General features: G+C 63.4%; 14 protein-coding genes. 6 read left to right on the top strand and 8 right to left on the bottom strand.

Annotation, left to right across the window (positions count from 1 at the left end; genetic code table 11):
- Nucleotides 1-131: 131 nt before the first annotated feature.
- From gntR to ACVMIM_RS26555, 6 genes are all read left to right on the top strand, one after another.
- Nucleotides 132-1160, top strand: a complete 1029-nt coding sequence (gntR, locus tag ACVMIM_RS26580; RefSeq protein WP_040995955.1) for an HTH-type transcriptional regulator GntR — start codon at nt 132-134, stop codon at nt 1158-1160.
- A gap of 291 nt (nt 1161-1451) precedes the next feature.
- A complete protein-coding gene (locus tag ACVMIM_RS26575) occupies nt 1452-2576 on the top strand; it encodes a sugar ABC transporter substrate-binding protein (RefSeq protein ID WP_040995953.1) in 1125 nt (374 codons plus the stop codon).
- A 75-nt stretch (nt 2577-2651) separates the two neighbouring features.
- Nucleotides 2652-4196 carry a sugar ABC transporter ATP-binding protein gene (locus tag ACVMIM_RS26570; protein WP_476115502.1) on the top strand — a complete coding sequence of 515 codons (1545 nt, stop codon included), beginning with the start codon at nt 2652-2654 and terminating at the stop codon, nt 4194-4196.
- The gene (locus ACVMIM_RS26565) at nt 4193-5173 is read left to right on the top strand and encodes an ABC transporter permease (protein ID WP_476115500.1); all 981 of its coding nucleotides are present in this window, start codon (nt 4193-4195) and stop codon (nt 5171-5173) included. Before ACVMIM_RS26570 ends, ACVMIM_RS26565 begins: the two co-directional genes overlap by 4 nt.
- On the top strand, nt 5170-6156 hold the full coding sequence (locus ACVMIM_RS26560; RefSeq protein WP_476115498.1) for an ABC transporter permease: 987 nt from the start codon (nt 5170-5172) through the stop codon (nt 6154-6156). The genes ACVMIM_RS26565 and ACVMIM_RS26560 overlap by 4 nt, the downstream gene beginning before the upstream one ends.
- A gap of 44 nt (nt 6157-6200) precedes the next feature.
- Entirely contained in the window at nt 6201-6713 is a 513-nt protein-coding gene (locus ACVMIM_RS26555) for a gluconokinase (RefSeq protein WP_476115497.1), read from the top strand.
- A gap of 28 nt (nt 6714-6741) precedes the next feature.
- On the opposite strand, the gene ACVMIM_RS26550 is transcribed toward ACVMIM_RS26555, so the two are convergent.
- The 8 genes from ACVMIM_RS26550 to ACVMIM_RS26515 all read right to left on the bottom strand — a co-directional run bounded on the left by ACVMIM_RS26550 (nt 6742) and on the right by ACVMIM_RS26515 (nt 14814).
- On the bottom strand, nt 6742-7887 hold the full coding sequence (locus tag ACVMIM_RS26550; protein ID WP_476115495.1) for a hypothetical protein: 1146 nt from the start codon (nt 7885-7887) through the stop codon (nt 6742-6744).
- Nucleotides 7888-8102: 215 nt separating this feature from the next.
- A complete protein-coding gene (locus ACVMIM_RS26545) occupies nt 8103-8552 on the bottom strand; it encodes an RrF2 family transcriptional regulator (RefSeq protein WP_040984137.1) in 450 nt (149 codons plus the stop codon).
- A 235-nt stretch (nt 8553-8787) separates the two neighbouring features.
- Nucleotides 8788-9774 carry a sulfate ABC transporter substrate-binding protein gene (locus tag ACVMIM_RS26540; protein ID WP_476115493.1) on the bottom strand — a complete coding sequence of 329 codons (987 nt, stop codon included), beginning with the start codon at nt 9772-9774 and terminating at the stop codon, nt 8788-8790.
- A 197-nt stretch (nt 9775-9971) separates the two neighbouring features.
- Nucleotides 9972-11012 (bottom strand): sulfate/molybdate ABC transporter ATP-binding protein, encoded by a 1041-nt coding sequence (locus ACVMIM_RS26535; protein ID WP_278048235.1) that lies wholly within the window; start codon nt 11010-11012, stop codon nt 9972-9974.
- Between the two features lie 69 nt (nt 11013-11081).
- On the bottom strand, nt 11082-11966 hold the full coding sequence (gene cysW / locus ACVMIM_RS26530; RefSeq protein ID WP_476115491.1) for a sulfate ABC transporter permease subunit CysW: 885 nt from the start codon (nt 11964-11966) through the stop codon (nt 11082-11084).
- Nucleotides 11959-12810, bottom strand: a complete 852-nt coding sequence (gene cysT / locus ACVMIM_RS26525; protein ID WP_278048233.1) for a sulfate ABC transporter permease subunit CysT — start codon at nt 12808-12810, stop codon at nt 11959-11961. The genes cysW and cysT overlap by 8 nt, the downstream gene beginning before the upstream one ends.
- Nucleotides 12811-12899: 89 nt before the next feature.
- A complete protein-coding gene (locus tag ACVMIM_RS26520; protein WP_476115489.1) occupies nt 12900-13928 on the bottom strand; it encodes a sulfate ABC transporter substrate-binding protein in 1029 nt (342 codons plus the stop codon).
- Between the two features lie 199 nt (nt 13929-14127).
- The gene (locus tag ACVMIM_RS26515; protein ID WP_476115488.1) at nt 14128-14814 is read right to left on the bottom strand and encodes a M15 family metallopeptidase; all 687 of its coding nucleotides are present in this window, start codon (nt 14812-14814) and stop codon (nt 14128-14130) included.
- Nucleotides 14815-14849 lie beyond the last annotated feature (35 nt).

The raw sequence follows: 14849 nt of genomic DNA, 5'->3' as shown, positions 1-14849 counted from the left end.
TGCTTGACAACGGCTGACGCATGCGCGACGCCAGTCGGCAATGCTGACTTGGTGAGCTGACTTGGTGGCGCGATGACACGGATGCCGATCCGGACGTTGCGGTCGTGTGTCGAGGGCGGGGGGACAAGGCGTTGACCAGGCCGCGCTCCCGCCGCGGCGGCGGGCGTCCGACCATTGCCGATGTGGCGCGCAAGGCCGGTGTCGGCGCGATCACCGTGTCGCGCGCGCTGCGCGAGCCCGGGCGGGTGTCGGAGGACCTTCGCCGGCAGATACTGGCCGCCGTCGACGAACTCGGCTACGTGCCCGACCCGAACGCCCGCGCGCTTGCTTCGGCGCGCGCCGAAGTGTTCGGCGTGCTGGTTCCGTCGCTCACCAACAACGTCTTCGCCGAAGTGGTGCGCGGCATCTATGACAGCCTTTCCGACAGTCCATTCCGCATCCAGATCGGCAATACCCACTATTCGGGCCTCGAAGAAGAGCGGCTGCTGCAGGTCTTCGGATCGCAACGCCCGGCGGCGCTCATCGTGGCCGGCATCGACCAAACGCCCAGCGCGCGACGACTGCTGGAGAATGCCGGCTGCCCGGTGGTGCAGGTGATGGAGACCGGGCCGGATCCGGTCGACATGATGGTCGGCTTTTCGCATTTCGATGGCGGCAGGACGGCCGCCGAGCACCTCCTTGAAGCCGGATACCGCAAGATCGGCTTCATCGGCGCCAGGATGGATCCGCGCTCGCAGCGGCGCCTTGCCGGCTATCGCGCCGCCATGGAGGCCGCCGGCCTGTTCGATCCGCGACTGATCACCACAACGCCGGTGCCGTCAAGCGTGAGCCTCGGTCGTGAGCTGTTTCGCGACGCGCTGGCCAAGATGCCGACGCTGGACGGCGTGTTCTGCAACAATGACGATATCGCGCTCGGCGTTCTGTTCGAATGCCATCGCGCTTCCATCGACGTGCCCAAGCAGATCGGCATTGCCGGCTTCAACGATCTCGACATGATGCAGGTGTCGTTTCCTTCGATCACCAGCGTGCGGACGCATCGCTACGAGATCGGCACGCGCGCCGTCGCCATGGCGCTTGCGGCAATCGCCGGAAACCGGCCGGAACAGCGGATCGTCGACCTCGGTTTTGAGCTCATGCCGCGCGAGAGCACCGCGCGTTGAAGAGCCCCGCAAAAATGTCTACGCCGGCGCTTTACACCCAATCATGGTAGCGCTACCATTTGTCTGTAAAATCAACATTCGGCGGAGATCCGAGGCTGTTTATTATACATAAGCAACAGCCCTTGCTTGTTTATTATGTATAATATGATAGTTTTCTAAACTGCCGAGGAGGTGAGGGAGGAGGATCGGGGCGACGCGGCTCCCCGGTGGGCGTGTGCGGTTGGGCAGAGGGTGCCGACCGGCAGCGCCAGGAGTGATTACAAGCAGAAACTGCAACTGGGAGGAATATCGATGATCAAGTCACTGGTTGGCGGCGTCATTGCCGCCACTGCATTCGTCATGCTGGGTTCATCGGCGATCGCCGGACCTGAAGTGGTCAAGGGACCCGCGGCAGAACCGGACTGCTTTGTCCCCTGGACAGCCGACACGCAGTTTTTCAAATATCCGAAGAAAGAGGGTCCTTACCGCATCGCGCTTGCCAACGGCTACATCGCCAACACCTGGCGCATTCAGATGATCCAGACGGCCAAGGCCTATGCGGCGCAACCGGATGTCGCCAAGAAGCTCAAGGAATTCAAGGTCGTGTCGACCGGCGAGGACGTGCCGGCGCAGATTTCGGCGATCAACAACTTCATCGATTCCGGCTTTGACGCGATCGTGGTCAACGCACAGAATCCGACAGCGTTCGGGCCGGTCATCAAGCGCGCCAAGGAAGCCGGCGTCGTGCTCGTCGCATTCGACAACATCCTCGACACCAAGGATGCCATCAACGTCAATGTCGACCAGAAAGGGCTTGGCGAGCTCTGGGGCAAGTGGCTGGTCTCGCATGTGCCGAATGGCGGCAAAGTGCTGGAGGTACGCGGCGTTGCCGGGACCTCGGTCGACACCGATCGCCACAACGGTATCCATGAGGTGCTGGATGCTTCCGGCAAGAAGTGGAATGTCACCGAGGTGGTCGGCAAGTGGGATGACGGTGTGGCGCAGAAGGCCACGGCCGATGCGATCGCCACCAGCGGGCCATTTGACGGTATCACCGGGCAGGGCGGCGACACCGGGATCGTGCAGGCGATGATCGACGCCAAGCATCCGTTCGTGCCGTTCGGTGGCGAGACGGAAAACGGCTTCCGCAAATTCTGTGCCGCGCATGCGGCCGACGGGCTGAAATGCTCGTCCGCCGGTACCGGCCCGGCCCAAGTTGCGGTCGCCATCAAGACGGCGATTGCCGCGCTCGAAGGCAATGTCGTGCCACAGTCGATAAAGCTGCCTTTGGCTATCGTCGAGGATCCGAACTTCAAGGCAGGGCAGGACTTCTTCCCCGACCAGTCCGACAATTTCTTCGTCGGCAATTCCTTCCCGACCTGCGGCATCAATTTCACCGCTCAGGAAATCATGGGCCAGACCAAGGAAAACAAATAGTCTGACCGGACGGTGCCGCGGCGAGCTCGCGGTACCGTCCTCCTGTTATCAACTCGAAACGGCCGGGGAGGGCCAATGGACGGCGCGGCTCCGCTCTTCCGCATGGAAGGCATCTCCAAGCGTTATGGCGGCGTGCGGGCCCTTGAAAAGGCCGACCTGACGGTCACCGCGGGCGGCATCCACGCCATTCTGGGCGAGAACGGCGCCGGCAAATCGACGCTGATCAAGATTATGGCCGGCGTCGTGGCGCCCGACGAAGGCACGATGACGCTCGACGGCCGCGAAGTGAGCTTCGCCTCGCCGGCTGCGGCCAACCAGGCCGGAATTGTCTGCATCTTCCAGGAATTGTCCCTCATCCCGGAATTGAGCGTCGCCGACAACATCGTCATTTCCGATCCACCGAAGCGCTTCGGCATGATCGACCGAAAGGCGCAACGGCGCATCGCGGAAGAAGCGCTGGCACGTGCCGGCGCCTCCGACATCCACCCTCGCGCGCTCGTCAAGGACCTGCCGCTGTCGCGCCGGCAGATGGTGGAAATCGCCAAGGCGCTGGCTCGCAAGCCGCGCATTTTGATCCTCGACGAAGCGACTTCGGCGCTGACGGCGGCGGACGTCGCCAAGGTCTTCGAGGTGTTGAAGCGGCTGCGCTCGGAAGGACTGGCGCTGCTCTATATCTCGCACCGCATGAACGAGATCGCCGAACTTGCCGACCATTGCACAGTGTTCCGCAACGGCCGCAATGTCGCGAGCTACCCGGCGGGCTCGAAGAGCGACAATGAGGTGGTCGAGCTGATGATCGGCCGCGAATACAGCCACATCTTCCCGCCGAAACCCGTTGGTGTCTCGGCCGCCACGCCGGTGCTCGAAGCGCGTAATCTCTCCTGGGCCGACCGGCTGGACAATATTTCGCTGACCGTCAGGGCCGGCGAAGTCGTCGGCCTGGGCGGTCTCGACGGGCAGGGTCAGCGCGAATTGCTGCTGGCCTTTTTCGGCGTGCTGCGCGGTCTGCGCGGCGAGGTGCTGATCGACGGCAAGCCGGTTTCGATCGCCAGCCCGACCGCAGCCAGCCACGGTCGCATCGGAATGGCGCTGATCCCCGAGGATCGCAAGACCGAGGGGCTGATGCTGCCGATGACGGTGCGCGAAAACCTCTCCTTCGCAGCCCTCGACCGGCTGGCCAAGGGCGGCATCATAGACCGTGCCGCGGAGCAGCGCCTGATCGACGACATGGTCGGGCTGCTGGCGATCAAGACGGCGGGGCTCGACATTCCCGTCGGCGCGCTCTCGGGCGGAAACCAGCAGAAGGTGGTCATCGCCAAATGGCTGATGCGGCAACCGCGCATCATCCTGCTCAACGATCCGACCCGCGGCATCGATGTCGGCACCAAGCAGGAGCTCTATCAGCTGATGCGCAAGCTGGCGGATGCGGGCGCCGCGATCCTGTTTTATTCGACCGACTACGACGAGTTGATCGGCTGCTGCGACCGCGTGCTGGTGCTCTATGACGGCGCGGTCAAGCGCGAGCTGGTCGGCGATGGGATCACCGAGCACGCACTGATTGCCAGCGCGCTCAACATCCATGGGGACAACTCCCGCATCGACTTAGGAGCGAAGGTGTGAAGGACTGGCGCTACTTGTTGGCCGAGCAGCGCGGAACGCTTTTGGCCTTCGGCATCTTCATCGTCATGTTCGCCATCTACAGCGCGAACCATCCGGCGGGCTTCACCCCCAATGTCGTGCAGACGGCCGCCAACAAGGGCGTGCTGCTTGCCTTCGTCGCCATGGCACAGACATTGGTGGTGATCACCGCCGGCATCGATCTGTCGGTCGGCATGATCTTTACGCTCACCAACTGCATGGCTTCATGGCTGGTGATCGGCACCGGCCTGGAGACGGCGTTTGGGGTGTTGGTGGTGCTTGGCACCGGGCTGCTCTGCGGGGCGGTCAACGGCGCCATCGTTATCTATGGCAGGCTGCAGCCGATCGTCGCCACCATCGCCACGGGCGCCGTCTTTTTCGGTCTGGCGCTGCTTTTGCGTCCGGTTCCCGGCGGCTCGGTCAACGAGGACCTGGCGGATTTCCTGACCGGACGTTTCTTCGGCTTGGTGCCGGCGAGCCTCGTGGCGCTGCTCGTCGTCGTGCTCGTCGTCTGGGTGCCGTTCAGTCGTTCCGAACTCGGGCGCGCCGCTTATGCGGCGGGCTCTTCAGAGACGGCGGCTTACATGTCGGGCGTGCCGATCCGCAGGGGCAAGTTTCTGGCATACACGCTTGCCGGCCTGCTTGCGGCCATCGGCGGCCTGTTCCTCACCTTCTTCACCTATACCGGCGAGGCGGCCTATGCGAGCGGCAATTCCTACACGCTGTTCTCGATCGCGGCGGTCGTGCTCGGCGGCGTTTCGCTGTTCGGCGGCAAGGGCAGCGCCATCGGCGCGATCTTCGGCGCGCTCGCCTTCCGCACCATCGGCGATCTGTTGTTCGTCTTCGACTTCGATCCGCTCTGGCAGCCGCTGTTCCAGGGCGTTATCCTGCTGATCGCGGTCAGCCTCGGCGCTTTCGCGCTGTTTCGGGTGCGCAACCGGTTGGAGTGGTTCCTGTGAGCGAGACGACGCTTGGCGGCATCGCCAACCGCATGCCCAAGTTTCTGCGACGCGCTGATCCGGCGGTGCTCACGGCATTTGCCTGCATCGTCATCCTGCTTTTGCTCGGCAGCCTCTATTCGCGCAGCTTTCTTTCGCCGGAATATCTGCTGCAGCAGCTGAAGGTCGCGTCCTTCCTCGGCGTCATCGCCACCGGCATGATGCTGGTCATCCTGCTCGGCCAGATCGATCTGTCCGTGCCATGGTCAGTGGCTACAGGCGCCATGATGGCCTGCGCGGCCGCCGCCTATGGCCCGGCCGGCGTTGCCGCGGCCATCCCTTTCGGGGTGCTGTGCGGCGTGGCGATCGGCATCGTCAACGGCATCGGCGTCGCCTATCTGCGCATCCCCTCGATGATCATCACTTTGGCCACCAATGCCGTCGCGCAAGGGTTGATGGTGGTCTATACGGGCGGCTTCTCGCCGCAGGATTCGGCGACCGCCGCGATGCGATACCTGGCGACCGGCTTCACCGTTCCGGGCGTTCCCAACGCCGTCATCATCTGGGCGCTGATCGGCGCCGCGATGGTCTTCGTTTTGACCCGCACCAGCTTCGGCCGGGCCGTCTACGGCATCGGCAACCGTGAGCGCGCCGCCTATCTTTCCGGCATCGACACGCGCCGCGTCGTAATGATCGCCTTCGCCGTCTCCGGCGGGCTGTCGGCCTTTGGCGGCGTGCTTCTGGCGGGCTATGCGTCGAAGGCGGCCCAATCCATGGGGGATGCTTATCTCCTGCCGTCGATCGCCGCGGTGGTGCTTGGCGGCACTTCGATCCTCGGCGGGCGCGGCTCTTATCTCGGCACGGTGGCCGGCGTGATCCTGATCACGCTCTTACAGTCCATCCTCTCGGTCATGCAGATGCCGGAGGCGGGGCGGCAGATCATTTACGGCGTCGTGATCGTCGCCATGCTTCTGCTCTATGGACGCGCGCCGGCGAGCCGCTGACCGTGGATGAGGCGAGCGCAAGACCGCAGATCCCGGAGCTCCGCATGAACGATCTTCGGACGGCGCCGGCCATCGTCGTGATGGGTGTCGCCGGTTGCGGCAAAACGGCCGTCGGCGAGGCGCTCGCCACGGCGCTTGGCGCCGGCTTCATCGAAGGAGACCGGCTGCATCCGCCGGAGAACGTGTCACGCATGTCACGTGGCGAGCCGCTGACCGATGCGCTGCGCGAGGGCTGGCTCGACGCCATAGGCGAGCGCATCGCAACCTCCGTTGCCGATGGACGAAAGGCAGTGGCGGCTTGCTCGGCGCTCAAGCGAGCCTATCGTGACCGGCTGAGCCGCTTTTGTCCCGGTATGGTTTTCCTCTATCTCAAGGTCGATCGCGAGACCGCCTGGCGGCGGGTCGCCAACCGCAAGGGCCATTTCATGCCCGCAAGCCTCGTCGACAGCCAGTTCGCCACGCTAGAAGAGCCTTCCGCGGACGAACAGATGGTGATGGTCGACGGAACGCGAAGTGTCGCCGGGATCGTGAAAGAAGTTGTCGACCGGGGTCAGTGATTTCCGCCATACGCACCGGACAGGGGCTTCAGGCGCCCTCATTGCCGATCGCGGCCTCGGTTGGCCGCTCGGTCAGCCGCACGGCGCTCGACCAGGCCATCATCTGCTCCGGACAGAGTTTGAGCGTTTCCAGCATCTGGTCACGCTTCGATAGGATAAATCCCGCCTGAAGGACGAGGTTCTTCCCTGTCGTGTCTTTAGCAGGCGGTATGGGCGCCTCCGCACTCGCGCTCAACTCGCTAAGGATCGCCCGATACTGGCGAAAAGGGACCGTCTCGATCGTCGCCATATGAAACAGCGCCGCACCCGCGCGCGCGGCGAAGTTTGCCGGCGCCGAGGCGAGGTGGGTCCAGCCGCGCTCGCCCATAGCGGCCTCGGTAAAGGCGGAGCCGGCATAGATGGTGTTGGTCATCAGCACCACGCCGTTTGCTTTCAGCACCTTCTGGATGCGCGTGGTGACCTGATAGGCGTCGGTGCGCTCAAAGACGATCCGGCTCTTCAGGAACCGGTTCTCGACCTTGACCAGCGGCGGGTTGATCACGCGGAAGCCGAATTGGCTCGGGGTGAAGCCGTGATACTGCGCGCTCACCTGATGGGTATCGACGCCGGCCTCGTGAAAGGCGCGCTTGCCCATGATCGTCTGCGCCGTGAACTGATCGCACCATATGATGGCGCCGCGCCCGTTGCGCAGGGCTTGTCTCAGGGCCTCGATGCCTTCGAGCCGGATCGCCGGCGACCAGCGCCAGTCGGCGACGAGATGCGCCGCAAGCGTCAGCCGCCGGCGGTGAATGGCGGCGAGCTGCGCCTTGAACATCTCTCGCGTGTCGACGGCATTGCCGAGCACGGCCCTGACCGCGACGTCGTAGCGGGCGAAGTCCTTGCGAAAGTGGCGCTTGCGCCGAAGCCTGGACACCCAGCCGCAGATGGGGCTCCACCAGGAGACCGGCAGGATCGCCGCGACGCCGAGATAGAAACAGGACAGCAGGCTCTCCCGCAGGTCCCGATTGGTGAAACGGCGCAGTTTTCCGGGGCGGATAACCTTGCGAGTGAAGAAGCGAACGGACTCGTCGCGCTCCGGCACCGGCACGTCGGCGGTAATCTCGGTGTGATAGATGTCGTTCGACGTTGGCTGCCGGCTGACCCTGCGGGAATTGCCAAGCCAAGGCAGCCTCATGCGTCAGAGCCCTGTTCCACTCTTTTAATGGAGCATGATCTTGCCCGAAAACCGGTTCCCACTTTTGGGGATCATGCTCTGCCGCTTTACTGCGTCCGCAGTTGACTGGCAACCGAGGGCGGCAAGCCGTGGCCGGGGCTTATCGTTTGGCGCATTGGGAGCGGAAGCTTGGCGAAGCGGTCGAGCTTGGCCGCCGCGCTTTTCCACGATCTGCCTCAAATCTGAGACGTGAGCTCCGCCGGGAAATCGTCGTTATCGGCGTCGCGCATAGCGGCGAGGCTGCGGTTGTCCAGTACCTCGGCGATCGCTTGGCGCACTTCCAGCATCATGTGGCGGACTTGGCAGGTGGCCTCGTCGCAATCCTCGCAGCGCTGGTATTGCGTGCGGCTGGCGCAAGGGATCGGCGCCAGCGGGCCGTCGAGCACGCGCACGACATGGCCGATCTTGATCTCGGAAGCGGGGCGGGCGAGGCGGTAACCGCCTTCCTTGCCCTTGCGGCTCTGGACGAAACCGGCATTACGCAGCTCGCCCAGGATCGCATCAAGGAATTTCTTCGGGATGTTGTTGGCCACCGCAATGTCGTTGACAAATGCAAGCTGGCCAGCCGGCAGGCCGGAAAGATGCACAAGGGCCTTGAGGCCGTATTTGCCTTTTTTGGTCAGCATGCCCGATTCAATTCATCAAACCCCAATGCGCCTGCATCTGGCGGTTGTTTGTGTGCAAATCATGACAGTTGACCGCCTGGCCTAACAATTTGCCCGGCAACTTAGGCACAAACGCGTTGATTCTTCGTAGCGTTTTTCACGTTGGATGCCGGATTTCCCCTGCGAAGTGCCGGCCGGCCGAAATGAGGAAGCCGGCAAAAGCCGGCTTTCCTGCGCTTCCTGATTGTATGGCGGCTCAGCGGCTGCCGTAGGCCTGATCGAGCAGTCCGCCGGCGGCGAAATGCTCCTTCTGCACCTTGTCCCAGCCACCGAAGATTTCCTCGACGGTCAGCAGCCGGACGTCCGGGAAATCGGCCTTGTGCTTGGCGGCCACCGTGGCGTCGCGAACCCGCAAGCCGTTCTCGGCGGCGATCTCCTGGCCGTCCGGCGTGTAGAGGAAGTCGAGATAGGTTTTGGCGAGATCGCGGCTGCCATGCTCGTCGGCTACCTTGTCGACGATCGCCACCGGGAACTCGGCGAGCAGACTGACCGAAGGCGTGACCTGCTCGAATTTGTCGTCGCCATACTCCTTGCGGATGCCGCGCGTCTCCGACTCGAAGGTGATCAGCACGTCGCCGATTTCGCGCTGGACGAAAGTCGTGGTGGCGGCTCGCCCGCCGGTGTCGAAAATCGGCACGTTGTTGAAGAGCTTGGTGATGAACTCCTTCACCTTGGCGTCGTCGCCCTTGAAGGCTTCCTTGGCGTAGGCGGTTGCGGCGAGATAGGTATAGCGCGCATTGCCCGACGTCTTCGGATTCGGGAAGATCACCTGCACGTCGTCACGCACCAGATCGTTCCAGTCCTTGATGTGCTTGGGATTGCCCGCGCGGACAAGGAACGAAGGCAAGGAATAGAAGGGCGAGGCGTTGTCAGGGAAATCCTTCTGCCAGTCGGCTGAGACAAGGCCCTTCTTGACCAGGAAGTCGACGTCGGTGACCTGGTTGAAGGTGACGACATCGGCGCCAAGACCTTCGGCGATGGCGCGCGCCTGCGCCGAGGTGCCGGCATGCGACTGATCGATCGTGATGCCGGGGTGCTTGGCAATGAAGGCCTTGTTTATGTCGACGAACAGCTCGCGGCCGACGTCATAGGATGCATTCAAGAGCTTGTCGGCCGACCAGGCTTGGGAGGACGCGAGGACGAGACCGGCAACAGCCGCGATGCCGAGCAATAGACCCTTCATGAAAACAGGCTCCTTGGAAATGGATCGAAGCTATGGCGCGACGATAGTCGGAAAAGGCTGGCGCGACGAGGCACGCGCTCAGAGCGGCGAGCGAGGGTTTGGAAAATATCTCGCCGAAACAGCTATTTGCTAGGATTTTCTTCCAAGCAGATTCGTGAATAACGCCAGGCCGGGGCGCTGGAGGGCATGAAGATAATTCAGGATTTGGGAAAAAGCTTCCAGCGTCGCGGCCTGAAAGCCACGCGGCTCTTCTGCGCGGCGGGATGGTCGACGGGCAGCTCGATCTCGACGCGCTGGCGCTCGCCGCCGACCTCGAGCTCGACGCGCCTGGTGCCGGCGACGCGGCGGCTGGCGGCAACCGTGCCGGCGATGCAGCCGCTGCAGCCGTCGAGCAGGTCGACATCGTGCGGACGGAAATAGAGAACCGCCTCGCCGGACGGCGCATGCGGCGCGTGCAGGCCGATCGGCCGGTCGGCGATCCAGACCTCACCGTTCTCGACCTTGACCGGCAGCGAGCTCGACTCGCCGATGAAGGAGTAGACGAAGGGCGAGTTCGGCGTGTCGTAGATATCGTCAGCGGTGCCGACCTGCTCGATGCGGCCCTGGCTCATGACGACGACGCGGTCGGCGAGCTCCAGCGCTTCCTCCTGGTCATGCGTGACGAAAACGGTCGTATGGCCGGTGCGGTCATGGATCTCGCGCAGCCAGCGGCGCAGCTCACGGCGAACCTGGGCGTCGAGCGCGCCGAAGGGCTCGTCGAGCAGAAGCACCTTGGGCTCGATCGCCATGGCTCGCGCCAGAGCCACGCGCTGGCGCTGGCCGCCGGAAAGCTGCGCCGGATAGCGCTTTTCCAGGCCCGACAGTTGGACGAGGTCGAGCAATTCGAGCGCCCGGCGGCGGATTTCCTGTCCCGATGGTCTTGCCGCGCCGTGCCGGACCTTCAGGCCGAAGCCGATATTGTCGGCAACGGTCATGTGGCGGAACAGCGCGTAATGCTGGAAGACGAAGCCGACATTGCGCTCCTGGATCGACTTCTGCGAAGCGTCCTCGTCGCCAAAGAAGATCGCGCCCTTGGTCGGCCGCTCGAGCCCGGCGATCAGGCGAAGCAGCGTCGTCTTGCCGGAGCCGGACGGCCCGAGCAGCGCGATCAGCTCGCCGGACCTGATGTCGAGCGACACGTCATGGAGCGCCGGAAACCGCTCGAACTCCTTGCGCACATTGACGACGCGAACTTCCATACAGATCCCTCAGTTCTTTGATCCATATCATTATCCCAAAACCGATACGCACTTTTGGGTGACATGCACCTAGTGTCCGCGTGTCGCGGCGATCTCGGCGCCGTAGCGCATCTCGAGAAGCGTTTTCAAGACCAGCGTCACCAGCGCCAGGCCGGCAAGCAGCGAAGCGACGGCAAAGGCGCCGACGGCGTTGTACTCGTTGTAGAGGATCTCGACATGCAGCGGCATGGTGTTGGTGAGGCCGCGTATGTGGCCCGACACCACCGATACCGCGCCGAATTCGCCCATGGCTCGCGCATTGCACAGAAGCACGCCGTAGAGCAGTCCCCATTTGACGTTGGGCAGCGTCACATACCAGAAGGCCTGCCAGCCGCTGGCGCCCAGCGACAGTGCCGCCTCTTCGTCACCATTGCCCTGTTCCTGCATCAGCGGGATCAACTCGCGCGCGACGAAGGGGAAGGTGACGAAAATGGTAGCCAGCACGATGCCGGGCACGGCGAAGAGGATGACGATGCCATGCGCCTTCAGCCAGGCGCCGAGCAATCCCTGCGCGCCGAAGAGCAGCACATAGACCAGGCCGGAAATGACCGGCGAGACCGAGAAGGGCAGGTCGATGAGCGTCATCAGAAACGCCTTGCCCTTGAACTCGAACTTGGCGATCGCCCAGGCGGCCGAGATGCCGAAGATGACGTTGAGCGGCACCGAGATCGCCGCCACAAGCAGGGTCAGGCGGATGGCGGAGCGCGTGTCGGGGCTGGAAAGGGCTTCGGTATAGGCGCCGATGCCTTTGGCAAGCGCTTCGTGGAAGACGACGATCAGCGGCAGAAGCAGGAAGACGGCGAGGAAGGCAAGGGCGATTGCCATCAGCACGGCCTTGACGGGCCGGCTTTCGGTCACCGCGGCCGACTGGCTCTCGTGGAGCGGCTCGTAGGATTTGATCTCGGGATCAGCCATAGCGCTTGCGGCTCCATGTCTGGACGAGATTGACGACCAGAAGCATCAGGAAGGACAGCGCCAGCATGATCGCGGCGATCGCGGTCGCCGCCTCGTAATTGTATTCCTCGAGCCGGATCACGATCAGAAGCGGCGCGATCTCCGACTTGAAGGGCAGGTTGCCGGCGATGAAGATAACCGAGCCGTATTCGCCGACGCCGCGCGCGAAGGCGAGCGAGAAACCGGTGATGATCGCCGGCGCCAGGCCCGGGAAAAGCACGCGGGTGATGATCTGGAAACGGCTGGCGCCGAGCGTGGCGGCTGCTTCCTCAACCTCCTTGTCGAGCTCTTCCATGATAGGCTGGACGGTGCGCACGACGAAGGGCAGGCCGATGAACACCAGCGCGATGACGATGCCGAGCGGCGTGTAGGCGACCTTGATGCCGAGCGGCATCAGCAACTGGCCGATCCAGCCATTCGGCGCATAGAGCGTGGTGAGCGCGATGCCGGCGACGGCCGTGGGCAGGGCGAAAGGCAGGTCGACCATCGCGTCGGCGATGCGGCGGCCGGGGAAACGGTAGCGGACCAGCACCCAGGCGACGACAGTGCCGAACACGACGTTGACGGCCGCCGCCAGGAAGGCGGTGCCGAAGCTTATCTTCAGCGCGTTGAGGGTGCGCCGGTCGACTGCGATCGCCCAGAAATCGGCCCACCCGAGCGCGGCCGAACGCCAGACCAGCCCGGAAAGCGGGATGAGGATGATGAGCGTGAGGTAGGCAAGCGAGAAGCCGAGCGTCAATCCGAAGCCCGGAATGACACTCGGCTGCCTGAATCGCCACCCCGCCTTGGCGGGTGCTGTGGTCATGCTGTTCTGGATCGTCCTTCTATTCAAACCGGAATGGCTTTGCCAGTCGCATTCGGCCGGCATGCCCGAGGCTCACCGGCCGTCCGGCCTCACTGCGCCGGCTTGTAGATCTGGTCGAATATACCACCGTCGCCGAAATGGTAAGGCTGGGCTTTCTTCCAGCCGCCGAATTGCGGGTCGTCGATGGTGACCAGCTTGATTGCCGGGAGTTTGGCAAGGTCCTCGGCCGGCACCAGGTCGGGCTTGGCCGGGCGATAGTGGTTCTTGGCGATGATGGTCTGGGCTTCCTTGGAATAGAGCCAGCTCAGATAGGCCTCCGCGACCTTGCGCGTGCCCTTGGCATCGACATTGGCGTCGACGACCGCGACCGGCGGCTCCGCCAGGATCGACGTCGGCGGATAGACAATGTCGAAATTGTCCGCGCCGAATTCGTCGAGCGCGAGATAGGCTTCATTCTCCCAGGCGATCAGCACATCGCCCAGGCCCTTCTGCGCGAAGGTCACCGTCGAGCCGCGCGCGCCGGTATCGAGGACCGGGACGTTCGCATAAAGCTTGCCGACGAACTCCTTGGTCTTGGCTTCGTCGTTGCCGTCATTGGCGTTCGCATAGGCCCAGGCGGCAAGATAGTTCCAACGCGCGCCGCCGGACGTCTTCGGGTTCGGGGTGATGACCTGGACGCCGTCCTTGACCAGGTCGCTCCAGTCGTGGATGCCCTTGGGATTGCCCTTGCGCACCAGGAAGATGATAGTCGAGGTGTAAGGTGCTGAGTTGTTCTCGAATTTCGTGCGCCAGTCCGGGTTGATCTTCTTCGTCTTCGAGACGATGGCGTTGATGTCGCCTTCGAGCGCCAGCGTCACGACGTCGGCATCCAGGCCGTCGATCACTGCCCGAGCCTGTGCGCCGGATCCGCCATGCGACTGTTGGATGGTCACGGTTTCGCCGGTCTCCTCCTTCCAGTGCGCGGCAAAGGCCTCGTCATAGGCTTTATAGAGTTCACGTGTCGGGTCGTAGGACACATTCAGAATGGTCGTATCGGCAAACGCGAAACCGAGCGTGCCGAACTGGACTGATGTGGCGACCAGCGCGCCGAGCAGTTTCCTGAAATGAGGTTTGGTCATTCCCGCCTCCGTTGAACTGCACGAACTCTAGCGAGTTTATAGAATTTAGATGCATTGAATGTTGCCTTTTTCACCTCCTCGAAGCAATTTTTCGCCGTGATTGGGCTGAGAGAGGAAATAACGTCCTCAGCGCTGACCCTTGGCTCCTCATCAGCCGAGCTAATTAGAAACCATCGAGGTCAGGGCAAGCCTGGGCGGTTCAATCCGCGGTGACCGGAAAATCGAAGCGCTGTTTTGGAAAAGGCTCTTTGGCCAGGGTGAAGTGCCACCATTCGCGCGCATAGTTGCGGAAGCCGGCGGCACGCATGGCGGCAAGCAGCATCTTGCGGTTCGCAGCCGCCTCGGCGGGAAGCGGGCGATGCGCCGTCTCGCTCATCGGATCGAAGCAGTCGAAACCGGTGCCGAAGTCTAGCGTGCCGCCATCGGGCGCGCCGCAAGCCTGATGAACCGGGCTTTTCCTGGCGGCCTCGGCGATGGCGAGGTCGACCGTCGAGCCGCGCGAATGACTGGACAACTCACCGACATAGCCCTTGGCGATCAGATCTCCGCGTTCGACCGTCGGGTACCATTGCGAATCCGGCTGGCCGCCCTCTCCTGTCCATCTGCCCATGTCGGCAACCGCGCGCGCCGGGCGGTAGCAGTCGAAGACGACCAGCGTCAGGCCCTTGGCGGCCATCGCTCTCTGCGCGCCGGAGAGTGCCTTCGCCGCCTGCGCGGTCAGGATGCAGACCGGCGCGTCATAACCATCGACCTTGCGGTGCAGGAAGTTTTCGCGGCCGGCGTAGCGGATATCCTGGCGGATGGTCGGGTCGATATCGGCCAGCCTGACGAAGCCGGCGGGCAGGGGATCGGCCCCGGCTGCGAGGGTGCCGGCGATCGAAAGCAACGCGCAAAACGCAATCTTCTGAATCGCTTGCCGCG

The sequence above is a fragment of the Mesorhizobium sp. USDA 4413 genome (genome assembly GCF_056280365.1).
The sequence above is the reverse complement of the archived record's forward strand: the minus strand, read 5'-3'. Positions and strand labels throughout refer to the sequence as shown.